24 protein-coding genes are annotated in these 24,289 nt (G+C 65.3%); 7 read left to right on the top strand and 17 right to left on the bottom strand.

Annotated elements, in window-relative coordinates:
• Position 1: 1 nt before the first annotated feature.
• The 6 genes from phnL to phnG are packed head-to-tail and all read right to left on the bottom strand — an operon-like array spanning position 2 to position 4,585.
• Positions 2–700, bottom strand: a complete 699-nt coding sequence (gene phnL / locus ACKWRH_RS43085; RefSeq protein ID WP_445222578.1) for a phosphonate C-P lyase system protein PhnL — start codon at positions 698–700, stop codon at positions 2–4.
• A 22-nt stretch (positions 701–722) separates the two neighbouring features.
• A complete protein-coding gene (phnK, locus tag ACKWRH_RS43090) occupies positions 723–1,520 on the bottom strand; it encodes a phosphonate C-P lyase system protein PhnK (protein ID WP_445218490.1) in 798 nt (265 codons plus the stop codon).
• Positions 1,513–2,403 carry an alpha-D-ribose 1-methylphosphonate 5-phosphate C-P-lyase PhnJ gene (locus tag ACKWRH_RS43095; RefSeq protein WP_445218491.1) on the bottom strand — a complete coding sequence of 297 codons (891 nt, stop codon included), beginning with the start codon at positions 2,401–2,403 and terminating at the stop codon, positions 1,513–1,515. The genes phnK and ACKWRH_RS43095 overlap by 8 nt, the downstream gene beginning before the upstream one ends.
• Entirely contained in the window at positions 2,400–3,503 is a 1,104-nt protein-coding gene (locus ACKWRH_RS43100; RefSeq protein WP_445218492.1) for a carbon-phosphorus lyase complex subunit PhnI, read from the bottom strand. Before ACKWRH_RS43100 ends, ACKWRH_RS43095 begins: the two co-directional genes overlap by 4 nt.
• Before the next feature lie 4 nt (positions 3,504–3,507).
• The gene (gene phnH / locus ACKWRH_RS43105; RefSeq protein ID WP_445218493.1) at positions 3,508–4,116 is read right to left on the bottom strand and encodes a phosphonate C-P lyase system protein PhnH; all 609 of its coding nucleotides are present in this window, start codon (positions 4,114–4,116) and stop codon (positions 3,508–3,510) included.
• Between the two features lie 4 nt (positions 4,117–4,120).
• Complete coding sequence (gene phnG / locus ACKWRH_RS43110) at positions 4,121–4,585, bottom strand: phosphonate C-P lyase system protein PhnG (protein WP_445218494.1); 465 nt, start codon at positions 4,583–4,585, stop codon at positions 4,121–4,123.
• Between the two features lie 120 nt (positions 4,586–4,705).
• Here phnG and phnF point away from each other — a divergent pair, with 120 nt between their 5' ends.
• The gene (phnF, locus tag ACKWRH_RS43115) at positions 4,706–5,437 is read left to right on the top strand and encodes a phosphonate metabolism transcriptional regulator PhnF (protein ID WP_445218495.1); all 732 of its coding nucleotides are present in this window, start codon (positions 4,706–4,708) and stop codon (positions 5,435–5,437) included.
• Positions 5,438–5,602: 165 nt separating this feature from the next.
• Here the strand turns inward: phnF and phnE (ACKWRH_RS43120) are convergent, their stop codons facing one another.
• From phnE (ACKWRH_RS43120) to phnC, 4 genes are all read right to left on the bottom strand, one after another.
• On the bottom strand, positions 5,603–6,451 hold the full coding sequence (gene phnE / locus ACKWRH_RS43120) for a phosphonate ABC transporter, permease protein PhnE (RefSeq protein WP_445218496.1): 849 nt from the start codon (positions 6,449–6,451) through the stop codon (positions 5,603–5,605).
• Positions 6,448–7,332, bottom strand: a complete 885-nt coding sequence (gene phnE, locus ACKWRH_RS43125) for a phosphonate ABC transporter, permease protein PhnE (protein WP_445218497.1) — start codon at positions 7,330–7,332, stop codon at positions 6,448–6,450. The genes phnE (ACKWRH_RS43120) and phnE (ACKWRH_RS43125) overlap by 4 nt, the downstream gene beginning before the upstream one ends.
• Before the next feature lie 74 nt (positions 7,333–7,406).
• A complete protein-coding gene (gene phnD, locus ACKWRH_RS43130; RefSeq protein WP_445218498.1) occupies positions 7,407–8,342 on the bottom strand; it encodes a phosphonate ABC transporter substrate-binding protein in 936 nt (311 codons plus the stop codon).
• A gap of 59 nt (positions 8,343–8,401) precedes the next feature.
• Entirely contained in the window at positions 8,402–9,211 is an 810-nt protein-coding gene (gene phnC, locus ACKWRH_RS43135; protein ID WP_063979769.1) for a phosphonate ABC transporter ATP-binding protein, read from the bottom strand.
• A 174-nt stretch (positions 9,212–9,385) separates the two neighbouring features.
• On the opposite strand from phnC, the gene ACKWRH_RS43140 reads away from it, so the two are divergent.
• From ACKWRH_RS43140 to ACKWRH_RS43150, 3 genes are read left to right on the top strand one after another with little or no spacing between them, the layout of a single operon-like run.
• Positions 9,386–10,057 carry a transferase hexapeptide repeat family protein gene (locus tag ACKWRH_RS43140; protein WP_445218499.1) on the top strand — a complete coding sequence of 224 codons (672 nt, stop codon included), beginning with the start codon at positions 9,386–9,388 and terminating at the stop codon, positions 10,055–10,057.
• The gene (locus ACKWRH_RS43145; protein WP_445218500.1) at positions 10,054–11,247 is read left to right on the top strand and encodes an alpha-D-ribose 1-methylphosphonate 5-triphosphate diphosphatase; all 1,194 of its coding nucleotides are present in this window, start codon (positions 10,054–10,056) and stop codon (positions 11,245–11,247) included. Before ACKWRH_RS43140 ends, ACKWRH_RS43145 begins: the two co-directional genes overlap by 4 nt.
• Before the next feature lie 18 nt (positions 11,248–11,265).
• Positions 11,266–11,964: a DUF1045 domain-containing protein gene (locus tag ACKWRH_RS43150; protein ID WP_445218501.1), complete on the top strand. Its 699-nt coding sequence runs from the start codon at positions 11,266–11,268 to the stop codon at positions 11,962–11,964.
• Positions 11,965–11,967: 3 nt separating this feature from the next.
• Here the strand turns inward: ACKWRH_RS43150 and ACKWRH_RS43155 are convergent, their stop codons facing one another.
• The 7 genes from ACKWRH_RS43155 to ACKWRH_RS43185 form a co-directional block, all read right to left on the bottom strand.
• Complete coding sequence (locus tag ACKWRH_RS43155; protein ID WP_445222579.1) at positions 11,968–12,561, bottom strand: hypothetical protein; 594 nt, start codon at positions 12,559–12,561, stop codon at positions 11,968–11,970.
• A gap of 83 nt (positions 12,562–12,644) precedes the next feature.
• Positions 12,645–14,045 (bottom strand): selenium-binding protein SBP56-related protein, encoded by a 1,401-nt coding sequence (locus ACKWRH_RS43160; RefSeq protein ID WP_445218502.1) that lies wholly within the window; start codon positions 14,043–14,045, stop codon positions 12,645–12,647.
• Between the two features lie 290 nt (positions 14,046–14,335).
• Complete coding sequence (locus ACKWRH_RS43165) at positions 14,336–15,274, bottom strand: dihydrodipicolinate synthase family protein (protein WP_445218503.1); 939 nt, start codon at positions 15,272–15,274, stop codon at positions 14,336–14,338.
• 117 nt (positions 15,275–15,391) lie between these two features.
• The gene (locus ACKWRH_RS43170) at positions 15,392–17,473 is read right to left on the bottom strand and encodes a methyl-accepting chemotaxis protein (protein ID WP_445218504.1); all 2,082 of its coding nucleotides are present in this window, start codon (positions 17,471–17,473) and stop codon (positions 15,392–15,394) included.
• 121 nt (positions 17,474–17,594) lie between these two features.
• Entirely contained in the window at positions 17,595–18,365 is a 771-nt protein-coding gene (locus tag ACKWRH_RS43175; protein WP_445218505.1) for an enoyl-CoA hydratase, read from the bottom strand.
• Positions 18,366–18,376: 11 nt separating this feature from the next.
• Positions 18,377–18,826, bottom strand: a complete 450-nt coding sequence (locus ACKWRH_RS43180; protein ID WP_445218506.1) for a MarR family winged helix-turn-helix transcriptional regulator — start codon at positions 18,824–18,826, stop codon at positions 18,377–18,379.
• A 45-nt stretch (positions 18,827–18,871) separates the two neighbouring features.
• A complete protein-coding gene (locus ACKWRH_RS43185; protein ID WP_445218507.1) occupies positions 18,872–19,525 on the bottom strand; it encodes a TetR/AcrR family transcriptional regulator in 654 nt (217 codons plus the stop codon).
• 91 nt (positions 19,526–19,616) lie between these two features.
• Between ACKWRH_RS43185 and ACKWRH_RS43190 the strand changes: the two genes are divergently transcribed.
• From ACKWRH_RS43190 to ACKWRH_RS43200, 3 genes are all read left to right on the top strand, one after another.
• On the top strand, positions 19,617–20,876 hold the full coding sequence (locus ACKWRH_RS43190) for an HlyD family secretion protein (RefSeq protein WP_445218508.1): 1,260 nt from the start codon (positions 19,617–19,619) through the stop codon (positions 20,874–20,876).
• Positions 20,824–22,437, top strand: a complete 1,614-nt coding sequence (locus tag ACKWRH_RS43195) for a DHA2 family efflux MFS transporter permease subunit (protein WP_445218509.1) — start codon at positions 20,824–20,826, stop codon at positions 22,435–22,437. Before ACKWRH_RS43190 ends, ACKWRH_RS43195 begins: the two co-directional genes overlap by 53 nt.
• 120 nt (positions 22,438–22,557) lie before the next feature.
• Positions 22,558–24,267, top strand: a complete 1,710-nt coding sequence (locus ACKWRH_RS43200; RefSeq protein ID WP_445218510.1) for an ATP-dependent Clp protease adaptor ClpS — start codon at positions 22,558–22,560, stop codon at positions 24,265–24,267.
• Positions 24,268–24,289 lie beyond the last annotated feature (22 nt).

The raw sequence follows: 24,289 nt of genomic DNA on the forward strand, positions 1-24,289 counted from the left end.
TTCAGGCCGCGGCGGCAAAGCTGGTGACGTCAACAATACGGTCGGCAATCAAATGGCGGATTTCGTCGTCATGGACAATGGCGACCATAGCGACGCCCTGGCGCTTCTTCTCGGCGACCAGATCGACCACGACGGCGCGGTTGGCGGCATCGAGCGAAGCGGTCGGCTCGTCCAGCAGCAGGATCGGCAGGTCCGAGATGAAGCCGCGCGCGATGTTGACGCGCTGCTGCTCGCCGCCGGAGAAAGTGGCGGGCGGAAGCTGCCAGAGTCTTTCAGGGATGTTGAGACGATGCAGCAACTCGCCGGCGCGCTGCTGCGCCTCCGCGCGCGCCAGGCCGTTCACGATCAGGGGCTCGGCGACGACGTCGATGGTCGCAACCCGCGGCACCGCCCGCAAAAACTGACTGACATAGCCGATGGTGGAACGGCGGATATTGAGAACCTGCCGCGGCTCGGCTGTGGCGAGATCGACCACCGCGCCGTGGTGGCGGATGCCGATGCGGCCGGAGTCACAGCGGTAGTTGCCAAAAATCATCTTCAGGATCGACGACTTGCCGGCCCCGGACGGGCCTGAGAGCACGACGCATTCGCCCGGGTCGACGTGGAAGGTCACGCCGCTGACGACAGGCAATTCGATGCCGCCCTGCAGGTGCATCGTAAAGGTCTTTTTCGCGGCGTCGATGTCGATCATGGCGGTCATCGGAAAACTCATCTTGGAAAACTCATGGCGGCAGAATCGAGGAGACGAGGAGCTGGGTATAGGGCTCGCGGGGGTCATCGAGCACCTGGTCGGTGAGACCGGTCTCGATGACACGGCCGCCCTTCATCACCATCACGCGATGCGACAGCAGCCGCGCGACCGCGAGATCGTGGGTGACGATGATGACAGCGAGGTGCAGCTCGGCGACGAGGCTGCGAACGAGGTCGAGCAGGCGCGCCTGCACGGAGACATCGAGGCCGCCGGTCGGCTCGTCCATGAACACCAGCCGCGGCTCGGTGACGAGGTTGCGCGCGATCTGGAGACGCTGACGCATGCCGCCGGAATAGGTGCGCGGCGCGTCGTCGATGCGCGCGATGTCGATCTCGACACGGGTGAGCCAGTCCGACGCGGTATCGCGAATGCGGCCGTAGTGATTCCAGCCCACCGCCATCAGCCGCTCGCCGACATTGGCGCCGGCCGAGACCGCCATGCGCAGGCCCTGCGCGGGATCCTGGTGCACATAGCCCCAGTCGGTGCGGAACAGGAAGCGCCGCTCGGCTTCGCCCAGCGTCGTGAGATCGCGGGTGACGCCGTCGCGCATCCGGTAGGAGACCTGGCCGGCGCTCGGCGCGAGCTGGCCCGACAGCATTTGCAGCAGCGTCGACTTGCCCGAGCCGGACTCGCCGACGATCGCCAGCACTTCGCCGGGGTAGAGCGAGAAGGAGACGTCGCGGCACGCGGCGATGCGGCCATAGGACTTGCTGAGCGACTCCGCGACCAGCAGCGGCTGGTCGTTTTCGAGCTTGTCGAGATCAACCATGTGAGCCTGCCTTGTCCTTGTACGGCGCGGCGCTGAGGCTGCCGTGATGGCCGGCGGCCTGACGGCCCTCGCAATAGTCGGTGTCCGAGCACACGAACATGCGCCCGCCCTTGTCGTCGGTGACGATCTCGTCGAGATAGGAATTCTCGGCCGCGCACAGCGCGCAGGGCGCGTTGAAGCGGTACGGCTCGAACGGGTGATCCTCGAAATCGAGCGACACCACCTGCGTATAGGGCGGGATCGCATAGATGCGCTTCTCGCGACCGGCGCCGAACAATTGCAGCGCCGGGCAATTGTCCATCTTGGGATTGTCGAATTTCGGCGTCGGCGAGGGGTCCATCACGTAGCGCGCGTTCACCTTCACCGGATAGGCGTAGGCGGTGGCGATGTGGCCGAAGCGGGCGATGTCCTCGTAGAGTTTTACGTGCATCAGGCCGTATTCGGCCAGCGCATGCATGCGCCGCGTCTCGGTCTCGCGCGGCTCGAGGAAACGCAGCGGCTCGGGGATCGGCACCTGATAGACCAGCACCTGGTTCGCGTGCAGCGACGTCTCGGGGATGCGGTGACGGGTTTGGATCACGGTCGCATCTTCTGTTGTCGTGGTCGTGGCGACGCCGGCGGTCTTGGCGAAGAACTTTCGGATCGAGATCGCATTCGTGGTGTCGTCAGACCCCTGATCGATTACCTTCAGCACGTCCTGGGGACCGAGGATCGCGGCCGTGACCTGCACGCCGCCGGTTCCCCAGCCGTAGGGCATCGGCATTTCGCGGCTGGCGAACGGCACCTGATAGCCGGGGATCGCGATCGCCTTGAGGATCGCGCGGCGGATCATCCGCTTGGTCTGCTCGTCGAGATAGGCGAAATTGTAGGCGGGCGCGTTCATTCCGCGGCCTCCTTCATGGCATCGGGCGCGTTGGCCTCGGCAAACTCCTTGCGCAGCTTGCGGAGCAGGCCGAGTTCGGACTGGAAGTCGACATAGTGCGGCAGCTTCAGATGCTCGACGAAGCCGGTGGCCTGGACGTTGTCCGAATGCGACATCACGAATTCTTCATCTTGCGCCGGGGCCACGGCTTCTTCGCCGAGCTCGCGGGCACGCAGCGCGCGGTCGACCAGCGCCATCGACATGGTCTTGCGCTCGCTCTGGCCGAAGGCGAGGCCATAGCCGCGGGTGAAGCACGGCGCTTCCGTCGCCGAACCCTTGAACTGGTTGACCATCTGGCACTCGGTGAGCTCGATCGAGCCGAGCGGCACGGCGAAGCCGACGTCTTCCGCGAAAAATTCGACCTCGACCTCGCCGAAGCGGATCTCGCCGACGAAGGGATGGTTGCGGCCATAGCCGCGCTGGGTGGAATAACCCATGGCCAGCAGAAAGCCTTCGTCGCCGCGCGCGAGGTTTTGCAGGCGCAGATCGCGATCGGCCGGGAAGTTCAGCGGTTCGCGCGTGAGATCACCGACGTTGGCGCCCTCTTCGGCCCGCGGCGAGGATTCGATCAGCCCGTCGCGGCCCAGAATGTCGGTCACACGCGGCGTGGGCGCCGTCGAAGCTTCGGCCGTCGCCGGCACTTCAGGCACAAAGCCCTGGCCAAGCGAGGGATCGAGCAGACGATGCGTGTAGTCGAAGGTCGGCCCGAGGATCTGGCCGCCGGGAATGTCCTTGAAGGTCGCCGACACCCGCCGCTGCACGCGCATCGCGCCGGTGTCGACCGGCTCGCTGGCACCGAAGCGCGGCAGGGTGGCGCGGAAGGCGCGGACCAGGAAGATCGCCTCGATCAGATCCCCGCGCGCCTGCTTGATGGCGAGCGCCGCGAGCTCGCGGTCGTAGAGCGACCCTTCGCTCATGACGCGGTCCACGGCGAGGCCAAGCTGCTCCGAGATCTGATCCAGCGTGACTTCGGAAATGCTCTGGTCGCCACGCCGCGCATTGGCGAGCAGGCGATGGGCGTTCTCGATGGCGCGCTCGCCGCCTTTGACTGCGACATACATGCGACTAGCTTCCCTTGTTCACGACACGCGTGGTGCGCGGGATCGCAACCACGGCATCATCGGCGACCAGCACCAGATCGATGCCGCGCGGAAACAGCGCCTCGTTGAACCGCAGCCGTTCGAACAGGTCGAAAGGCCTGATCGAGGCCTGAAGCGTCGCGACGCCGTCGATGCCGGGGCCACGCAGTTCGAAGCTGCGCCCCGAATCCAGGCTCTCGACCTGAAGGATCACCGTGGTCGAACGATCCGGATACTCATTCGTGCCCAGTGCGAAGCGCTCGAGCGACGGCAGCGCCGCGCCGTCGCTGATCAGCGCGAAACTCGCGATCGAGGAGTCCTGCACCACCGGCGCGCCGGTGTGGAACTTGAGCCACTTCACCACGTCCGACCTCTCCGCCATCCGCGCATCGAGCCAGAGCGGCGTGTCGTGATCGAACAGCGTCAGCGCGATCGCGGCAGTGCCGCGCATCGTTGGTCCGGGCGCTCCCGCCATCGGCACGATGCGCTGGACCGAGCCCGGCCGCGCCATCGCGTCCATGACGGAACGAAAGGTCGATTGCGCCGACAAGACCTTGTCGACGAAACCCGGCGGCAGTTCCGCAATCGTGGTCATGGCCTCACCCCTCACCGCGCACCATGGTGTAGAAATCAACCTTCGTCGCGGCGGTCTCGGCCGCCGCCTGCTTGCGCTGGATCATAAGCTGCTCGCGCAACGGCGCGATAACGTCACGCTCCACCGCCTCACCGAAATCACTGGACTGCGCCAGCGCGTCGCACAGCGCGATCAGCCGCGCCTTTTCGCCATCGCGCCCCAGCGTGTAGCCGAAGCCGACCTCGCCGCTCGCGAGCCGGACCGCCGCACGCGACACCGTGGCTTCACCGAGATTGAATGGCGCGCCGTCGCCGCCGACCCGGCCGCGCAGCATGACGAGACCGTTTTCCGGCGCGCGCAGCTCCTGATGAGCCGGCAGGGCGAGAGCGCGGAGGCGAGCGGCGATCTCGCCCGCCTCCGCGTGCGCCAGCACGGCCATCGCGGCCTTGCGCTGGACTTGCTGCTTGTTGTGCTGGGTCACCAAATCCACCGAACTTTTCTGCAGAACTTGCCGAATCCAAGTTGTCTATGATAATAGACAACTTGATACGGAAGCGCCATGACTGTTTCGTGACAAACGTGTGATTTCTGAAGTAGGCTTCTCGGCGACATGAGCATGCAGGACACAGCCTCTTCGGGCGTCGCGCTGTGGCGCCTCGTTGCCGACGGCATCGAGCGCGGCATCGCCGACGGCCGCTTTGCAGCCGGCGACAAGCTGCCGGGCGAGATGGAGATCGCCGAAACCTATCGCGTGAACCGCCACACCGTGCGGCGCGCGCTGGCCGCGCTTGCCGAGCGCGGCCTCGTGCGCGCCGAACGCGGCAGCGGAACCTATGTCGAGGCGCAGCGCCTCGCTTATCCCTTGCGCTCGCGCACCCGCTTCTCCGAGATCGTCGGCGCCGACGGCCGCGAACCGCATGGCCGGCTGATCGAAGCGTCCGAAGACGTCGCGACCCGCGAACTCGCGCGCGAACTGGGATTGAAGGCCGGCGCACCGCTGGTGCGGATCGAGGCGATCCGCCTCGCCGACCGCACGCCGATCTGCGTCTCCACCACCTGGCTGTCAGCGGAATTGTTTCCGGGCGCGGGCGAGGTGTTCGCTGCGACGCGCTCGATGACGAAGCTGCTCGAGCATTACGGCGTCCGCGACTACAGCCGGGGCGCGACCCGGATCACCGCCGGCATCGTGGACGCGACCGATGCCGCGCGGCTCGATCTGCCGCTGGGACGGCCGATCCTGGTGGTCGACGCGACCGACCACGATCTCGCCGGCAAGCCGCTGGTGACCAAGCACTCGCGCTTTGCGGCGGAGCGGGTGGAGTTTCTGGTGGAGAACGGGTGAGGCTGCACTTCTTCACCCTCTCCCCTTGCGGGAGAGGGTGGCTCGCCGCGTAGCGGCGAGAGGGGTGAGGGGTATGTCTCCGCAAATACCGATCTGAGTTTGAGGAGGCAGCCCCCTCATCCGGCGCTTCGCGCCACCTTCTCCCACAAGCGGAGAAGGAAGAAATCACGCCACCGCCCGCTTTCCGATGATGGCAAACCGCAGCTTGCTCGATATGAAATCAATCGCGGCGACCGCGACCAAAATCATCAGGATCAGGAACGACACCCTCTGCCATTCCAGCACGCGGATCTGCTCGGCGAGCTGGAGGCCGATGCCGCCGGCGCCGACGATGCCGATGATGGTGGCCGAGCGCGTGTTGGATTCGATGAAATAGAGCACTTGGCCGGCGATCACGGGCAGCACCTGCGGCAGCAGGCCGAAGCGGATCTCGTGCAAAGCGCTGCCGCCGGAGGCGCGGACGCCTTCGACCTGCTTCTGGTCGGCACCCTCGATCGCCTCCGAAAACAGTTTTCCGAACGCGCCGAAATCCGACACGGCGATGGCGAGCACGCCGGCGAACGGGCCGAGCCCGACCACGTTGATCCACACCAGCGCCCAGATCAGCGTGTCGACGCCGCGGATCGAATCCAGGAAACGTCGCACGGGGAAGCGCAGGATCTTTGACGGCACCACGTTGCGCGCGGCCAGCAGGCTGACCGGAAGCGCGAACAGCGCGGCGAGCGTCGTGCCGAGCAGCGCGATCGACAGCGTCTCACCCAGCGCCTTCAGATAGACCGGCAGCGAAGAGCCGGGATCGGGCGGGATCATCATCAGGCTGATCCAGCCGAGCTGGCTCAGCCCTGTGAAGAACCGCGACGGCGAGAAGTCGAGATCGACGAGGCCATAGACCAGGATCGCGAACGCCGCGACGATCATTGCCGGCATGGCGAGCCGCGCCGAGGCGGGCCGGTCGAACACATCGGGGTAGCGCGCGCGAAGCTCTCGCGTGTCGACCTGCTGCGGCCCCGTCACGTCCGTGCCTCCCTGCCGAACAGACGGCCGCGCAGCCAGCCCGTGGTGATGTCGATGATGAAGACCGTGATGATGATGGTGAGCAGGATGGCGCTGACGTCGGAGTAATAGAACTTGCGGATGGCGACGACGAGCTCCTGGCCGATGCCGCCGGCGCCGACGAAGCCCATCACCGAGGCCTCGCGGACATTGATCTCGAAACGCAGCAGCGCATAGCTGGCGTAGCCCGCGGTCACCTGCGGCACCACGGCGAAGCGCATGCAGGAGAGCCAGCTCGCGCCGGTCGAGCGGATGCCTTCGACCGGCTTCATGTCGGCATTCTCGACGATCTCGGAGAACAGTTTGCCGAGCGCGCCGGTGGAGTGGATCGCGATCGCGAGCACGCCGGCCATCGGCCCGAGGCCGAACGCGATCACGAAGATCAGTGCGAAGACGATGCCCGGCACGGTGCGGGCGAATTCGAGCAGGCGACGCACCACAAAGCGCAGCCAGGGCGACGGCGAGGTGTTCTCGGCCGCGAAGAAATTCAAGGCGAAGGCGAAGGTCGCGCCGATCAGCGTGCCGACATAGGAGATCAGCAGCGTCTCGCCCAGCATCTTCAGCCATTTGCGCCAGCCCCACAGCCACTCGCCGGCGTCGGTCCAGACCCGCTGGCCGCTGTCGAGCGTGAGGATGCGGTCGAAATAACTGATGAAATTGCCGAAATGGGCGAAGAAGGTGCGCAGGTTCACTTCCGCGCCGATCGCGGCAAGAAACAGCGCAGCGGCAAAGGTCACCAGCCCCAACAGGAGTCGAAGACGCTTGCGCGCGACCGCCTGGCGATAGGCCGCGTTGAGCACGGCGAGCTGCTGCTCGGGGAGGATCGAAACCGCGACGGTCATCGGATGAGGAGTGGCCGATCAAAAGAGAAAGAGCCGGGTCCATCGACCCGGCTCCAGTGCTATCGTCCCGAAACTCAGGACGCCTTCTTCTTACGCAGTGCGTCGACGAACTTGATCAGCTCGATCGTGCCGTCCCAGTCCTTGGTGGTGGCGTGATTAAAGCCCTTTTTCTGGCCGTCCTGGAGGCGATCGAACGCCGCCTTGTCCTTTGCCGGCGCGTCGAAGAAGGCCTTGGCGATGGCCGCCTTGGCGTCGTCCGGCAGATCGGAGTTATAGGCGTAGGGACCGTTGATGATCGGTGCCGACTTGTGGATGATGCGGAAATCGTCCTTCTTCATCGCCGAGCCGTCGGCATTCTTCAGCATGCCCTTGGTCAGCATCTGCGCCAGCGTCGAATCGTCGTCGGTGGTCCACTGGTTGGCCGCGACGTCGACCGTGCCCTGCGACAGCGCCAGCATCGCGTTCTCGTGGCTGCCGGTGAAGACGACCTTGCTGAAATAGGTGTCGGCATCCGGGATGCCCATCTTGTCGAGCTCGAAGCGCGGCACGTTGTTGCCCGACGTCGAGTTCGGATCGACGAGGCCGAGGTTCTTGCCCTTGAGGTCGTCGATCTTCTTGTAGGCGCTGCTCGCCTTGACGAAGAACACCGAATAATAGCCGGTCGAGCCGTCGGCGTTGATGTCGTTGGCGAATGCGTCGGTCTTGACGCCGGTCAGGCGGGCGCGGGCGAACGACGCCGAGCCGTAGCTGGCGATATGGATGTTGCCGGCGCGCTGACCCTCGATGACGGCGGCGTAATCGTTGGCGATGCGCAGCGTGACCTTTACGCCCAATTCCTTGGAGAGATAGCTCATGAACGGCGCCCAGCGCTCGGTCACGCCTGAGGCGTTCTCGGCCGGGACGACCGCGAAGGTCAGCTCGGGATATTTGGCTTTCCAGTCGTCGGCGGAGGCTGAAGTCGTGAACGCGAGCGCGGCGGCGCCGGCAAGAACCAGTCTGCGAGTGATCATGATACCCTCTTCATCGGTTGGGGTCGGTTGACGCAAAATTTGGCAACTACAGGCGCAGCTCAGGCGGCCGCGGCCGTTCCGAGCGCCGGCACACCCTCAGGCACCGGCACGGGCATTCCGCCCATGACGTCGGAGGCTTCGAGATCGTAGAGCTCGCGCGCGACGTGGTCGGTCAATTCGGCCGGCGCGCCGTCAAACACCACGCGCCCCTGCGCCATGCCGATCAGGCGGTCGCAATAGCTGCGCGCCAGATCGAGCGAATGCAGGTTGCAGAGCACGGTGATGCCGAAATGCTTGTTGATGCGCAGCAGCGCATCCATCACGATCTTGGTGTTGCGCGGGTCGAGCGAGGCGATCGGCTCGTCGGCGAGGATGATGTCGGGCTGCTGCACCAGTGCGCGGGCGATCGCAACACGCTGCTGCTGGCCGCCGGAGAGCTGGTCGGCGCGCTGGGCGGCGAGCGAGGCGATATCGAACTGTTCGAGCGCCGACATCGCCAGCGCCTTGTCGTGCTCGGGCCAGGTCTGCGTCAGCGAGCGCCAGGCCGGCATCGTGGCAAGACGCCCCATCAGCACGTTGGTGAGCACATCGAGCCGGCCGACCAGGTTGAACTGCTGGAAAATCATCGCCGAGCGCGCCCGCCACTGCCGCAGCTCCTTGCCGCGCAGCGCGGTGACGTCGAGGCCGTCGAACAGGATGCGGCCCTGCGTCGGCGTCGCCAGGCGATTGATCATGCGCAGCATGGTCGACTTGCCGGCGCCGGACCGTCCGATCACGCCGACGAAGCCGCCGGGGGAGATTTGAAACGAAGCGTCGTCCACCGCGGCTTTTGCGCCAAAGCGGCACGTCAGACCTTCAACCACCAGCATAGAGGGCTCCAGAGTAGCTGGCTGCCACCGCTAACGCTGGCACTTGACACTTGTGTGACACCGGCGTTGCGGTGCGGCGATCCTACACACCTCTTCCCTTGTCATCGCATCGTCATGACATTGTCATCAGGCCGCTCGAAGAGGTACGCCCGCCCTCGACCTATCGGATGTAGCATGGCCGGCAAAACGCTCTCGGTTCAACCGACCATCGACCCTTCGGCGAAGCTGCATGAGACCAGGCTCGGCACCTATACCGAAGTCGGCGCGCGGACCGTCCTGCATGAAGTCACGATGGGCGATTACTCCTATGTCGTGAACGACGCCCAGATCACCTACACCACCATTGGAAAATTCTGCTCGATCGCGGCGATGACGCGCATCAATCCCGGCAATCATCCGATGCATCGCGCGACGCAGGCGCATTTCACCTATCGTTCCAGCGCCTACTTCGAGGGCGAGAGCGACGACACCGAGTTCTTCGACTGGCGGCGCCAGCATCACGTCCATATCGGCCACGATGTCTGGATCGGCCATGGCGCGATCGTGCTGCCGGGCCGCAACATCGGCACCGGCGCGGTGATCGCGGCCGGCGCCATCGTCACCAAGGACGTGCCGGCCTACACCATCGTCGCCGGCAATCCGGCACGCATCGTGCGGCGGCGGTTCTCGGAAGACGTCGCCGGACGGTTGGCGCGGCTCGCCTGGTGGGACTGGGATCACGACAAGTTGCGTGAAGCACTGCCCGATTTCCGCAAGCTCGGGATTGAAGATTTCCTCTCGACATATGAAGCACGGACAAGCTCCCTCACCCGTTCTCCTGCCAGCAAACGAAGCGCGGTCGCGTGACAGACATCTTCCTTGAGGGCGGCCGGGCCCTGATCGGCTCCGAGCTCGTCGAAACTTCCATTCTCGTGTCCGGCGCGGACATTGCGCAGGTCGATGCCTCTCGCGGCCGTGCGCGGCTGGCGATCGATGCGCGCAACCTGCTGGTGCTGCCCGGCATCGTCGATCTGCATGGCGATGCCTTCGAGCGCCAGATGATGCCGCGCGCCGGCGTCGACTTTCCGATCGACGTCGCGCTCGCCGACAGTGACCGCCAGGCGATCAGCAACGGCATCACCACCGTGTTTCACGCCACGACCTGCTCGTGGGAGCCTGGCCTGCGCAGCGCCGGCAATGCGCGCGCCCTGATGGAGGCGATCGAGCGGCAGCGCCCGCAATTCGCCGCCGACACCCGTTTCCACCTGCGGCACGAGACCTACAATCTCGATGCCGAGACCGAGATCGGCCAGTGGCTCACCGAGGGCCGCGTCGACCTGTTCGCCTTCAACGACCACATGGACGGCACCGTTGCCGACATGGCCAAGCCGCGCAAGCGCAACCGCATGGTCGAGCGCACCAGCCTCTCGGGCGAGGAATTCGACCGGCTGGTCGAGCGTGTGCTTTCGCGCGCCAGTGAAGTGCCGGCTTCCGTGTCGCGGCTCGCCGCAACTGCTCGCGCGGCCGAGGTGCGGATGCTCTCGCATGACGATGCGACGCCGGCGATGCGGCAGGGGTTTCGCGAGCTGGGCGCTGACATCGCGGAGTTTCCGATCAACGAGGAGACCGCGCGGGCGGCTGCAAACCAGGGCGATGCCATCGTCTACGGTGCGCCGAACGTCGTGCGCGGTGGCAGCCATACCGGCTGGACCCGGGCATCCGACATGATCGCGAAGGGCCTCTGCTCGGTGCTGGCGTCGGACTATTACTATCCCGCGCAGCTGCTCGCCGCGTTCCGCCTCGCCGCCGACGGCGTGCTGCCGCTGACCGAGGCCTGGAGCCTGGTGTCCGCAGGACCGGCCCGCGCGACCGGCCTTGCCGATCGCGGCGTGCTCGCGGAAGGACGCCGCGCCGACATGCTGCTGGTCGACGACAGCGTGCCGCTGCGGCCGCGGCTGATCGCGGTGGTATCAGGCGGAAAGCTCGTACATCTCACCGATGCGACGCGACTGCTCGCTGCGGCGGCGACGCCGCGCGAGGCTGTTGTTGCAGCCTGAACCGGTTATGCTCAGGCAATGACAGATTTTCCCCGCTACGCGATCTACTTTGCCGCCGGCGCCGACAGCGCCCTCACCCGCTTCGGCGCCGAGCTGCTCGGCTACGATGTCTACACGGGCGACGAGGTGCCGTTCCCTGCCGACGCATCGCGTGTTGCGCCGGACTGGCGCGACGTCACGGCCGATCCCCGCAAATACGGTTTCCACGGCACGCTGAAGGCGCCGACAGCGCTGGCGCCCGGCAGGACTGAAGCCGAGCTCGTCGCAGCCTGCGCGGCTTTTGCCGGCAAGGCGCGGCCGATGCCGTCAATCCGCCCGGTCGTCGACTCCATCAGCGGCTTCATTGCGGTGATTCCGACCGAGCCGGTAGGCGCGCTCCAGCAACTTGCCGCCGATTGCGTCCGCGAATTCGACGACTTCCGCGCGCCCATCACGGCGGAAGACCGCGCGCGGCGCAAGCCCGACAAGCTCAGCGAGCGGCAGCGCGACTATCTCGACCGCTGGGGTTACCCGTACGTGATGGAAGAATTCCGCTTCCACATGACGCTGACGGGACGGCTGGATGCGGAGCGGCGCGGGCCGATCCTGGAGATGCTGCGCGCGAGGTTTGCGACGCTCGGTCTCGAGACGCTGGCCATCGACCGGATCGCGCTGTTCAAGCAGGATGATACCAGGGCGCGCTTCCGCTTTGTCGGCGAGTGGGCGTTGGCGAGGTAGGCCTCAGCGCCAGCTCGCGAGATTGAAGGCGAGCGCCACGACGCCAACCAGAATGAGGCTGGTCGCCCAGATTGCATCCAGATTGAACCAGCTTCGCGCGACGAACCTCAAGCCCAGATAGCGGTAGACCAGCCACGCCAGACATCCGCCGGCACCGACCATGGCGACAACGTGCACCAGGGACACCAGCACCACCATCCCGAGATTTGCCTTCATCAGCGCGCCCGCCGCCTGATGCCCGGCATCGAGCTCGAAGGCCTGGCAGAGCCCGAGATAGATCGGCACGAGCATCAAGGCCGCGCCGTGAGCAATGGCAACGGCGAATGACCAGAGCGCCAATTGCGTGGGCGGAATTCGTGCCAGCGTGCGCGGATGGCGCCGCTCGATCAGCCGATAGACGCCGAAGCCGATGACGAGAAGGCTCGCACCGAGCTGGATCGAACGCTGCCACTCGGCCAGCACGAGCAGGAACGCGAATGGCAGCAGCACGAGAAGTGTTGCCAGGAGATGTCCGGCCGCCAGAGCCCACAACGCACGGAACAGCGCGCGCGGGCTCTTGTCCATGAGTCCGGCCGACACGGCCAGCGGCCATCCCATTCCCGGATTGACGCCGTGATAGAGACCGCTCGCAACAAGAGCGAGCCACAGCCAGCCGAGCGGCCAACTCCCGTGCTGCCAGCCTAGGCCGACGGGTAGCAAAAGGAGTCCGTCGAACAATCGCCGCCCTCCAGCCTGATCTGGTGCGCACGATATCCGTCGGGGAAGCTCACGAAATAGTCCTTGGCGAGCTCGAGGCCGCCGTCGCGACCGACATTGGCCATGACTTCCACGCCCGGAACCCCATCGGGATAGAATTGGTCATCCCAGGTGGAATACAGCGAATTGGTCCAGTACACGCGCCTGCCGTCGCGGCTGATCTCGACCATCTGCGGACCGGCCGCAAATACCTTGCCATTCGGATGGGGCGTGCGGCGCGCGATGCCGCCGATGTGAACCGAGCCGGCAAGCTTCGGCTTTCGCGGATCACTCACATCGTACTGGCGCATTTCACCCGTGCCCCAGCACGAGACATAGAGAAACCGGTCATCCATCGACAGGTCGATGTCGGTCACCAGCGGCGGCACGGCGCCAAATCCCTGCAGCAGCGGCGGGAGCTTCTCCTTTGGCGCGGGCTCAGGCGGGATCGTCGCCGTCTTCTCCGCATGGAATTTTCCGCCTTCGCGCCACCAGGTCCAGATCGACGCTTCGAGGTTGGTGGTGTCGACCACAACGCCAACGAAACCGTATTCGCGGACCGGATCGTGCGCGGGCCGCACCTCCAGCGCCATCTGATGATTGGCACCGAGGTCGATGGTCTGGACGTTGCGACGGGCGCGGAGATCCCAGAAGTGGAGACGATGGCCATATTTGTTCGCCAGCAGATCTTCCGCGACGATCCCGTTCTCGAACTGCGGTGGCAACGCCCATTCGCTCGTCACCATGTAGTCGCGCGGCAGGTTCCACCAGAAATCATAGTGCAGCGTCTGCGGACCGCGGTCGATCTCCCACCGTCCGAGGACCTCGAACGTCTCGCAATCCATGATGAAGACGCCTGGAGGCCCGTTGGTGCCGTCCTTGCCGCCGCCGCCCAGCGTGCTCACATAGACGCCGTCCGGCCCGCAATGGATGGTATGCGGCCGCGAGTAGCCGGTCTTCTTGAAGATTTCCTCGGGCTCGATGATCTTGTGGATTTTGGCTTTGGTCGGATCGGGCTTGGTATCGATGATGTAGATCCGCGACGAGCGTATCCCGGGGATGATGAGATAGCGCCGCTCGATGAAGGCATGTCCGGCGAGCGGCGACAAGGCGGAGGAGCAGGCATTCCAGCCGAAGTGATGAAACTCATCGCCCTTGTTGGGCATCGTCACCGTGTGGACGATTTGGCTGTAGGTCGGCGATCCCGGCTTGACGTCGATGACCGCGAGAGCATCCGGCTTTGAGAAATCCGGACTGAGCAGCAGCGTGTAGGCAAAGTTCTCCGCCGGTGCTTCCATCGCCAGCTTGGGCGATGCGTGAAAGGTGGGATCCGGCCTCATCGTCATGGCACTGCCTCCCTGTTTCGTCGGCTCGCTCCAGCCTGGCTCGGAATAGCGGCATAATGAAGAGCTGCTCAGCGACGTCTTGAGAAGCTCCGCGGACCTGGTTGGCGAGCGTGCAACGAGCGTACAATATGTCATCGCCGGACCGCGGGAAACCGCCCGAACCGCGCCAATTCGACGCCTTCAGCAGATGGAAGCCGGCGGGATCAGGCCAGGGTGCGCACCATCGGCGTCGCCCCCCCGCGAAGGCGGGGACTGCCGAGAGGCCTGGCGACAACCGAGTGGGTGCGGCGCTACTTGCCCCACCGCAACGCCAGCGCATCCCGCTCCTTCGCGAGCTCCAGGAGCCCAGCCCGCGTCGCCGGGTGCAGCGGCTGGAGCGGATGCCGCACGGCGTCCGACTTGATCACGCCGCCGGCCTGCATCATGGCCTTGCAGGCGATCAGGCCGCATTGGCGGTTTTCGTAGTTGATCAGCGGCAGCCAGCGCTCATAGGCGGCCTTTGCCTCCTCGCGCTTGCCGGCGAAATAGGGATCGACGATCTGGCGGATGCCGTCGGGATAGCCGCCGCCCGTCATCGCGCCGGTGGCGCCGGCGTCGAGATCGGCGAGCAACGTGATGGCTTCCTCGCCATCCCACGGTCCCTCGATATCCTTGCCGCCAGCCTCGATCAGGCTGCGGAGCTTTGCAGCCGCGCCGGGCACCTCGATCTTGAAATAGCGGATGTTGGCAAAGTCGCGCGCCAACCGCGCGAGCAGCTCGACCGACAGCGGCGTTCCGGCGACAGGCGCGTCCTGGATCATGATTGGAATGTTGATCGCGCCTGAGAGCACCTTGAAGAACTCGATGATGCCTTTCTCGGGCACGCGGAAGGTCGCGCCGTGATAGGGCGGCATCACCATGACCATCGCGGCCCCCGCCGCCTCGGCCTGCTGGCTGCGCGCGGCGCAGACGGCGGAGCTGAAATGCGTGGTGGTGACGATCACGGGAACCCGGCCCGCGACATGCTCCAGCACCGCATGCATCACGGTTTCGCGCTCGGCATCAGTGAGCACGAATTGCTCGGAGAAATTGGCGAGGATGCATAGACCATTCGAGCCCGCATCGATCATGAAATCGATGCAGCGGCGCTGGCCCTCGAGGTCGAGCTCGCCGCGCTCGTCGAAGATGGTGGGCGCGACCGGGAACACGCCGCGATAGGGGCGCTGGGCGTTGTGTGGGGTGGCCGGCATCGAACTCTCCATCCTTGATACGTCTGTTGCTGCACTCCCGCAGCGGCACAGATGTACCCGCCGCGTGAAGCGGCGGCAATGCCGTTCGCGCGACGACTGGACGGATGACGATCGAAGTTATGCGGTCTTCACGGCCCCCAAAAAGCCCTCGACTGCGACGCGAAGACGATCGGCATCGCCCGACATCTTCTTCACGGATTCGGACAGCACCGTGCCGGCGTTGCCGGTTTCCTGGTTGAGCCTGGCGACGCTGCCGATGGTGTCGGTGACCTCGCGGGTGCCCTGGGCTGCCTGCTGGAAGTTGCGCGAGATCTCGGTGGTGGCCGCGCGCTGCTCCTCGACGGCGGCTGCGATCGCCGTCATCTTCTCGTCGATGCCGCTGATGGCGCCCCCGATCGAGCGGATAGCGGTCACGGCCTGACCCGTCGCGCCCTGGATCTCCTCGACCTGGCGCGAGATTTCCTCGGTTGCGGTTGCGGTCTGCGCGGCGAGGCTCTTGACCTCGCCGGCGACCACGGCAAAGCCGCGGCCGGCCTCGCCCGCACGCGCCGCCTCGATGGTCGCGTTCAGCGCCAGGAGATTGGTCTGGCCGGCGATGGCGTTGATCATCTTCACGACCTCGCCGATCCGGCTCGCGGTCTGATCGAGGATCTCGACCGTCGCGTTGGTCCGCTCGGCCTGCGAGACGGCCTCGCGCGCCTCGCGGGCGCTCAACTGCACCTGTGCGGAGATCTCGCCGACGGATGCGGAGAGTTCCTCGGTCGCGGCCGCGATGGTCTCGAGATTGTTGGTGGCCTGCTCGGCCGCGGAGGAGACGGCCGCGGTCTGGCTGGTCGATTCCGAAACCAGCGTGCGCACATCGGTCGCGGTGGCATCGAGCTCCCTCGCCGACGCCGCGACGCTGTGGATCACCGCCTGCACGGTGTCGTCGAAGCTGCGGCATGCGTCGTCCACGGTACCGGAACGGGCGAGTTGCAGCGCCTGCTGCGATTCGCGTTCCTGGCCCAGCCGCTCGGCGGTCGCCGCGCTTTCGCGCAGGCTCTCGAGCGCGGCAGCCATGGTGCCGAACTCGTCCGGATATTTCGACTGCGGCACCGGCGTCGCAAAATCGCGGGCGCCGATTCGCGCGATGGCGTCGAGGATGGCGCGGACCGGGCGCATCAGGCGATTGCGCACCACGTAGACGCCGGCGAGGGTCACGCCGAGCGCGAGCAGAAACGCGAGCGACTGCACGATGAGGTTGGTGAGGGCCTTGGCCTGCACGGCCTCGGCACGCGCGATCGACTGATCCAGCGCCTTGGTCGCGACCCCGACGATGAGCGGGAACGGCGACTGGCACAGCGCATTCCACTCCGAAGCGGGCATCGCAGGCTTGCCGCTGCCGTCGAAATTCTTGGTGAGATCGCCGATCTGCTTCAGGACGCCATCGGTCTTGGCTTTCGCGTCCGAGGCTGCCGTCACCAGCTCCGCCGTCACGTCGGGCGCAGCCAGCAACTCGGCCATGCCCGCCCAGCCGGAGCTGATCGTGCCGTCCCATTGCGCCACTGACCGCTTCTGGGCGTCATCGAGCGGCTTGCTGCTGTTGACGTTCGAGCGAAGCGACGAGCAATGGATTCCATAACGGTCGCGCACCTGCCAGGCGAAGCGGCGAACCTGGATCATGCGGGCGATGTAGGGATCGTTCATCCAGGCGCGGTTCGACACCGCGGTGGAGGCGAGGTTCGCCGTGTCGATGACCTTGGTGACGGCGTCGTACCAGGAATTGGTTCGCTCCATCTTGCGCTCGGCGCGCGAAAGCCTGGCCTCGTCGTAGAACAGCTGGAATTGCGGCGCGGCTTCGTTCCATCGCTGCTTCAGCGTGCTGGCGAGCTCGTCGCGGCGTGCGAAATCAACGGTCGAGAGTGCAGCGCTGATCCCTTCATAGCCGCCCTGCTCGGCCTTCTCGGCTTCAGCGAGTTTTACCTTGGGGTCGTCCTCGCCAAGGATGGCGCTCTGGGCATCGCCACGATTGTTGCGCAACGCGAGCACGCCATGGAAGATCGCCTTGTCCGCAGCGGCGAGCCGCGCCGTCTCGAGACTGTCGCTGTAGCGACCGAACGCTCCGAACATCTGGATCGCCGTAGAGGCCAGCGCACCGGCCGCAAGCAGAGCCATCAGGGTCAGGAGAAGCGAGCTTACCGATTTCTTAAACATTGCCATGAGTCAGGGGGCCTGCATTGTACTGCCGGCCACCCTGCATCGCGACATGCCAAGGATCGGTTAAGGTTTTAGTCAAATTGCCGGGAGTGCCCGGTCTGTAAGCGCTTTAAGACTAGCGAAATCAGGCAACCTTGGTGAAATCCGGCGGCCGGCGCTCGGCGAAAGCGGTGAATGCCTCACGCGCCTCAGCGGTGCGCAAACGCTGTCCGAACTGCTCACCCTCGGCATTCATCTGGGCGACCAGAGCCTCGCCGTTGCGCATCAGCTTCTTGGTTGCCGTGAGCGCGCCGGCCGGCTGGCGAGCGAGCCGCTGGGCGAGCGCGAGCGCCTCGGCATCGAGCTTGTCGAGCGGCACCACGCGGTTGGCAAGGCCCCATTCCAGCGCGGACCTGGCCGGTACGGTCTCGCCCAGCGCGAACATCTCGTAGGCGCGGGCGTAGCCGATCCGCGCCGGCATCAGCAGGCTGGAGGCGGCCTCCGGCACCAGCGCGAGGCTGACGAAGGGCGTCGACAATTGCGCATTGTCGGCGAGCACGACGAGATCGCAATGCAACAGCATCGTGGTGCCGACGCCGACGGCGCGGCCCTGCACGGCGGCGACCAGCGGCCGGGTGCAGCGCGCCAGCGACTGGATGAAGCGCACAACGTTGCGGCTGCCTTCGGACTTGCCGGCTGCGACGGCGGCGAATTCGCCGACATCGTTGCCGGCGGTGAACATGTCACCCTCGCCGCGGATCAGGATCACGCGGACGGACGGATCGAACTCGGCGGATTCGATCGTGTCGGCGAGCTTGCCGTACATCGCATCCGTCAGCGCGTTCTTCTTGTCGGGGCGCGCCAGCGTGAGGGTGAGTATTCCGTTGTTGTTCTCGATCCGGACGTGCTCGGTCATGGGGCTCTCCTTTAGTCGTCGGAAGGTCTTGGAAACTTGTCCTGAATGCTGGTCAGCCAGCGCGCGACGATGTCGATCTCCGCGCTGGTAAATCCGTCCGTCAACGCGGCGTTGATCTGCGCCGCGTCGGTCTTCGCCTGCGCCAGCACGGTGCGCCCCTTCGGCGTCAGCCATACGCGCCAGGCCCGACCGTCCTCGCGATCGGCCCGCCGCTCGACCAGCCTCGCCGCAGCCGTGCGATCGACGAGGCCGGAAATTCCGGCCGGCCCCATATCGAGCGCCGCGCCCGCCTCGCCCATCAGCACGCCGTCCTGCTTGCCGAGGATGAACAACAGCCCCGCCTGCGCCGGCGTGACCTCGTTCTGCGGCTGCGCCGCCATCCAGCGCTGCAAGCGGCGTTGCGCGACGTTCAGGAGGTAAATAAGCCGATGATGCCTCGCTGCGGCGCCTTTATTTCGCATGCGAAATAGATAACCGAGCCGAACCGGATTGTCAAAGGGCAACCGCTACGCGGCGCGGCAGCCATCGAGGAACAGGGACGCGCAGGTCTGCACGCGGCGTTCGATCTGCTTGCGTGACGGCAGCGGCATGCCGCCATAGATCGCCGCGCGCTGCGGCGCCGATGCGACCATGCCGATCAGCATGCCGGCAACTTCCTCCGCATCGTCGATGGCGATGCGCTTGCGCTTGACCTGGACGCGCAGCCAGCCGGCAAGCGTCCTGACGGTGCGGGAAATGCCGTTGTTGTAGAAGTTGGCGGCGAGCTCGGGGAACGCGGCGGATTCCTGCAGCACCATGCGCTGCAACGCCACGACCTCCGGATCGAGTGCGAGATCGGCGCAGGCCAGCAGCGCGGCACGCAGGCCCGTCTCGATATCGACCTCGTCACTTCCTTGCAGATCGACGGCGGAGAGCAGCTGCTCGAGCCTGTCCGCGCACATCGCCTCGAACAGCGCGGCCTTGCCCGGAAACAGGCGATAGAGCGTCTTGGTCGAGATGCCGGCGCGGCGTGCCAGCTCTTCGGTGCTGGTCGCGGCATAGCCGTCGACAGCAAAGGCGTGGCGCGCGGCGTCGAACACGATCCGCCTCGTCTCCTCGTCGCTGCGCAGTTGCGGCCGCCCGCGGGGGCGGCATTCACCTGATGGTTTTGCCTGAGCCATGCTTTTAAATGACGCCTGTCATTCCATTGACAATTCCAAAGCTAGTCTCATTTTGGAAATCGTCAAGTTTCCTAATTCAGGGGAGCCGGCCATGACCGTCCACACCACCCCATCTGCTGCGACCCAAACCGCTATTCCAGCAACAGTGCTGGAGGGCGTGCTGCCTACCGCGCCGACCGGCGTCCGCCGGCAAAAGCTCAATCTCCGCAAGCTGTTGCTGATGGGTGCAGCGATCGTCGCGCTGGCCGGCGCGAGCTGGTACGGCTACGACTACTGGACCGTCGGGCAGTACCTCGTCTCCACCGATGACGCCTATGTGAAGGCCGACAACACGACGATCGCGCCGAAGGTCAGCGGCTACCTCGACCGCGTCCTGGTCGGCGATAACGAGCATGTGAAGGCCGGCCAGGTGCTCGCCAGGATCGACGATCGCGACTTCCGCGTCGCGCTCGACCAGGCCAAGGCCGATGTCGCCGCCGCGAATGCGACGGTGACGAGCAAGCAAGCGCAGCTCGAGGTCCAGGAGGCCGTGATCGCGGCGGCAAGAGCGACCATCAATGTCGACAATGCCGCGAAGGTTTTCGCGAAGCAGGAGAACAAGCGCTACACCGATCTCGCGGCAACGGGTTTCGGCAGCGTGCAGAACGCGCAGCAGGCGCAAGCGCGCGACGCCGGCGCAGACGCGGCGATCCAGCGCGATATCGCCAATCTCACCTCCGCTTTGAAGCAGGTCGATCTCCTCAACGCCGAGATCTTGCAAGCCAAGGCCGCCGCCGCGCGCGCGGCCGCACTCCAGCGTCAGGCCGAGCTCAATCTCGGCTACACCACGATCGTCTCCCCGATCGACGGCGTGGTCGGCAACCGCTCCTTGCGCGTCGGCCAGTTCGTGCAGGCGGGCACGCAGCTGATGGCGATCGTGCCGGCCGAGGGCGCCTATGTGGTCGCCAATTTCAAGGAGACGCAGCTCACCCACGTGCAGGCCGGCCAGGCCGTCGATATCGAGGTCGACACCTTCCCGGGCCAGGTCGTGCACGGCCACGTCGATTCCATCGCCCCGGCCAGCGGCCAGGAATTCGCGCTGCTGCCGCCCGACAACGCCACCGGCAATTTCACCAAGGTGGTGCAGCGCATCCCCGTCAAGATCGCGCTCGATGCCGAAACGCACTCTGCGATCGCGCTGCGGCCCGGCATGTCCGTGATCCCGACCATTGCAACACGTTCGACCGCGCCGACCGCGAATGCGGCCGCGGCGCCCAAGACAAACGTAAAGGCGAAGCTCGTTTCCGGAGGGTCGTGCCATGTCAAACAGCCTCTCACTTTCGACGCCAGCGACACCGGCCGCGACGCCTGATCCGGCGATAGCCGACCCGAACCGCGCGAGTGCCGCGATCTGGATCGCCGTGCTCGCCGCCATGATCGGCTCGTTCATGGCGATCCTGAACATCCAGATCACCAACGCCTCGCTGGCCAACATCGAGGGCGGCATCGGCACCGGCGCCGACAACGGCTCCTGGATCTCGACGTCGTATCTGATCGGCGAGATCATCGTGATCCCGCTGACCGATTTTTTGAGCCGCGTGTTCTCGTTCCGCCGCTACATGCTGGCGAGCGCGACGCTGTTCGCCGCGTTCTCGGTCGCCTGCGCCTTCACCCATGATTTGCCGTCGATGATCGCGATGCGCGGCCTGCAGGGCTTTGCCGGCGGCGTGCTGATCCCGATGGCGTTCACGCTGGTGCTGACCAAGCTGCCGAAGCCGCAGCAGCCGGTCGGTCTTGCGATCTTCGCGCTGTCCGTCACCTTCGCACCCGCGATCGGCCCGACCATCGGCGGCTATCTCACGGAGAACTACGGCTGGCGTACCATCTTCTTCGTCAACGTGATCCCGACCGCGGTGATGGTGGCCGCGCTCTATCTGACGCTGGAGAAGCAGAAGATGCAGCTCGGTCTCTTGAAGGAAGGCGACTGGGCCGGCATCTTCACCATGGCGATCGGGCTGTCGGCACTGCAGGCCGTGCTCGAGGAAGGCAACAAGGACGACTGGTTTTCCTCGCCCTTCATCGTCAAGCTCGCCGTGATCGCGGCCGTCAGCCTGACGCTGTTCGTCACGATCGAGCTCACGATCGAGAAGCCGCTGATTCGGCTGCGCCTGCTGACACAGCGCAATTTCGGCTTCGGCACCATCGCGATGACGATGGTCGGCTTCGCGCTGTTCGGCTCCGTCTATATCCTGCCCGCCTATCTCGGCCAGGCCCAAGGCTACAATGCCGAGCAGATCGGCAACGTGCTGGCCTGGACCGGCCTGCCGCAGCTGGTGCTGATCCCGCTGATCCCGAAGCTGATGCAGCGCTTCGACACGCGCTACATCGCCATCACCGGCCTTCTGATCTTCGCCTATAGCTGCTTCATGAACACGGCGATGTCGCCGGACTATGCCGGCGACCAGCTCTGGATTCCGAACATCGTGCGCGCCGTCGGCCAGGCGATGGTGCTGACGCCGCTGACCTCGGTGCTGACAGGCGGCATCGCGCCGCAGGACGCGGCCGCGGCCTCCGGCATCAGCAACATGTTCCGCAATCTCGGCGGCGCGATCGGAACGGCGACGCTCGCGACCATCATCACCAAGCGCGAGCAGTTTCACTCCAACATCATCGGCCAGTCGGTCACGCTCGGCCGCGAGGAAGTCCGCACCCGCATCGCGCAGATGACGGACTACTTCATGGCCCACGGCGTACCGGACCCCCACGCCGCACGCGAGCAGGCCATCATCGCGCTCGGCAAGACGGTCAAGCGCCAGGCGCTGGTGATGGGCTATACCGACGCCTTTGCCGTGATCGGCGCGGTGCTGGTGCTCGCGGCGATCGCGGTGGTGATGACCCGGCGCGTGAAGGCGGCGGGTGGACCGGCGCATTAGGGCCTCGCCCATCGATTGAAATTTGTCGCGGCCGTCACGCTTGACGGCCGGTTCTTTTTATGTTCCCTATTCGTTCTATTCAATCATAGATTGTTCCGGAGACCTTTCGTGATGAATAGTATGCGTGGCGAGAACCAGCCGACCCAGCTCGTAATTCATAATGACGACGACACGCCGGACCAATTCGTGATGGACATGCTCCGTCAGGTTTTCGGCAAATCGGAGCGTGAAGCGACCGCGCTGATTACTCAAATCGAGCAGAAGGAAAAGGCGGTTTGCGGGCCTTACCCGCAATCCGTGGCCGAAGCCCTTCTCAAGTCCGCGCAACAATCCATCTGCCTGGCCGGCCACCGACTGCAGGTCACGCTTGAGGTGATCAAGACTTCTTGCGAACTGTGTGGCAAGCCGGAGGGACAGACGGACGTTCGGATCGGCAATCGCACCGTCTGGCTGTGCCGCGAATGCATGCGTGCAGCGGACGGGCCCTCGAGCGAACAAGAAGACAATTTCGACTTTGCTTGCGACGTTCTTGATTGGCACTTTGCCAGCACGGCGCGTAGCAAACTCGTGACCACGATCCGCCAATTTCCCGGCCACATGCGGGTCGATGTCCAGGCAGCAGTGGACCGGCTCTTCGGCAAGGCCATCCGGTTGTTCGGGCTGAACGAGGAGCATCGCTACGAAACGCTGTCGATTTCGCGGCTCCTCAAGAGCGGCCGCTATGCGGTCGCAATTGCCCCGCTGCAATATTCCGACGTCGACGTGGGCGAGAAGAGCCCGGTCAAGTGTCTGGATAACGGACTGTGGCTGTGCGAGCAGGACGCTCTCCGCTATGCGGTCTTGCTCTGCGCACACCGCGAATACAGCCGCGAGCCGGGTATTCGGATCGAGATCCTGGTACCATCAGGCACCGCGGGCGCAGATCTCGTCCAGCAATGCTTCAGTGAATTGGAAGAGGCCGTGCAAACCGCGCGGACCTATCGCGGCAAAATCCTGTCGCTCGATGCCGACTCGGACTATCGCGGGCGCTCGCGCGGCATCACCGTGCATCGATTGCCTGAGGTCGCGCGCAACGATGTGATCCTGCCGGAGCAGACCTTGCGGCTGCTCGATCGCAACGTGCTGACCTTCGTCAACACCCGCGAACAGTTGCGGCGGCTCGGTCAGTCGACGCGCAAGGGCATCTTGCTGTACGGGCCGCCGGGCACCGGCAAGACCCATACGATCCGCTATCTCGCGACACACCTGCCCGGGCATACGACGCTGATCATTACCGCCGAACAAATCGGTCTTCTCGGGGCATATATGAGCCTGGCGCGGCTGCTCCAGCCGTCGATGGTCGTGATCGAGGATGTCGATCTCATCGCCCGCGACCGCGATGACATGGGACCGTGCGAGGAATCCATGCTGAACAAGTTGCTCAACGAAATGGACGGGCTGAAAGAGGACGCGGACATCCTGTTCGTCCTGACCACGAACCGGCCGGAGGACCTCGAAGGCGCCCTCGCCGGTCGCCCGGGCCGCATCGATCAGGCCATCGAAGTGCCCCTTCCTGATGAGATCGGCCGCGGCAAGCTGGTCAGGCTTTACGGCAAGGGACTGCCAATCGAGGACGCGGTCATCGCCGAAGCGGCCCGCCGCAGCGAGGGCACGAGTTGCGCGTTCATCAAGGAATTGATGCGACGACTGGCGCAAGCGAGCCTCGCGCGCGACGGGGGCAATTCCGTCGTGTCAGCCGACATCGATGAGGCGCTCGACGACATGCTGTTCTCCGGCGGCCGGCTCAATGCGCAGTTGCTGGGAGGCGCACAGGCGATGGCGGCGGGATGAGCGGTGCGTATGTCCCTCGCCT

The organism is Bradyrhizobium sp. Pa8 (assembly GCF_052588265.1).

Bases quoted from the DNA above. Each gene is read 5' to 3' on its own strand.
- ACKWRH_RS43155 (WP_445222579.1), bottom strand. From the start codon at position 12,561: ATGGGATGGCCGCTGGCCGTGTCGGCCGGACTCATGGACAAGAGCCCG.
- ACKWRH_RS43100 (WP_445218492.1), bottom strand. From the start codon at position 3,503: ATGTATGTCGCAGTCAAAGGCGGCGAGCGCGCCATCGAGAACGCCCAT.
- phnC (WP_063979769.1), bottom strand. From the start codon at position 9,211: ATGCTGGTGGTTGAAGGTCTGACGTGCCGCTTTGGCGCAAAAGCCGCG.
- phnK (WP_445218490.1), bottom strand. From the start codon at position 1,520: ATGGTTGATCTCGACAAGCTCGAAAACGACCAGCCGCTGCTGGTCGCG.
- ACKWRH_RS43175 (WP_445218505.1), bottom strand. From the start codon at position 18,365: ATGACCGAGCACGTCCGGATCGAGAACAACAACGGAATACTCACCCTC.
- ACKWRH_RS43195 (WP_445218509.1), top strand. From the start codon at position 20,824: ATGTCAAACAGCCTCTCACTTTCGACGCCAGCGACACCGGCCGCGACG.
- phnD (WP_445218498.1), bottom strand. From the start codon at position 8,342: ATGATCACTCGCAGACTGGTTCTTGCCGGCGCCGCCGCGCTCGCGTTC.
- ACKWRH_RS43150 (WP_445218501.1), top strand. From the start codon at position 11,266: ATGACAGATTTTCCCCGCTACGCGATCTACTTTGCCGCCGGCGCCGAC.
- phnH (WP_445218493.1), bottom strand. From the start codon at position 4,116: ATGACCACGATTGCGGAACTGCCGCCGGGTTTCGTCGACAAGGTCTTG.
- ACKWRH_RS43170 (WP_445218504.1), bottom strand. From the start codon at position 17,473: ATGGCAATGTTTAAGAAATCGGTAAGCTCGCTTCTCCTGACCCTGATG.
- ACKWRH_RS43180 (WP_445218506.1), bottom strand. From the start codon at position 18,826: ATGCGAAATAAAGGCGCCGCAGCGAGGCATCATCGGCTTATTTACCTC.
- ACKWRH_RS43190 (WP_445218508.1), top strand. From the start codon at position 19,617: ATGACCGTCCACACCACCCCATCTGCTGCGACCCAAACCGCTATTCCA.
- phnE (WP_445218497.1), bottom strand. From the start codon at position 7,332: ATGACCGTCGCGGTTTCGATCCTCCCCGAGCAGCAGCTCGCCGTGCTC.
- ACKWRH_RS43165 (WP_445218503.1), bottom strand. From the start codon at position 15,274: ATGCCGGCCACCCCACACAACGCCCAGCGCCCCTATCGCGGCGTGTTC.
- phnF (WP_445218495.1), top strand. From the start codon at position 4,706: ATGAGCATGCAGGACACAGCCTCTTCGGGCGTCGCGCTGTGGCGCCTC.
- phnL (WP_445222578.1), bottom strand. From the start codon at position 700: ATGACCGCCATGATCGACATCGACGCCGCGAAAAAGACCTTTACGATG.
- ACKWRH_RS43185 (WP_445218507.1), bottom strand. From the start codon at position 19,525: ATGGCTCAGGCAAAACCATCAGGTGAATGCCGCCCCCGCGGGCGGCCG.
- ACKWRH_RS43140 (WP_445218499.1), top strand. From the start codon at position 9,386: ATGGCCGGCAAAACGCTCTCGGTTCAACCGACCATCGACCCTTCGGCG.
- ACKWRH_RS43200 (WP_445218510.1), top strand. From the start codon at position 22,558: ATGCGTGGCGAGAACCAGCCGACCCAGCTCGTAATTCATAATGACGAC.
- ACKWRH_RS43160 (WP_445218502.1), bottom strand. From the start codon at position 14,045: ATGACGATGAGGCCGGATCCCACCTTTCACGCATCGCCCAAGCTGGCG.
- ACKWRH_RS43095 (WP_445218491.1), bottom strand. From the start codon at position 2,403: ATGAACGCGCCCGCCTACAATTTCGCCTATCTCGACGAGCAGACCAAG.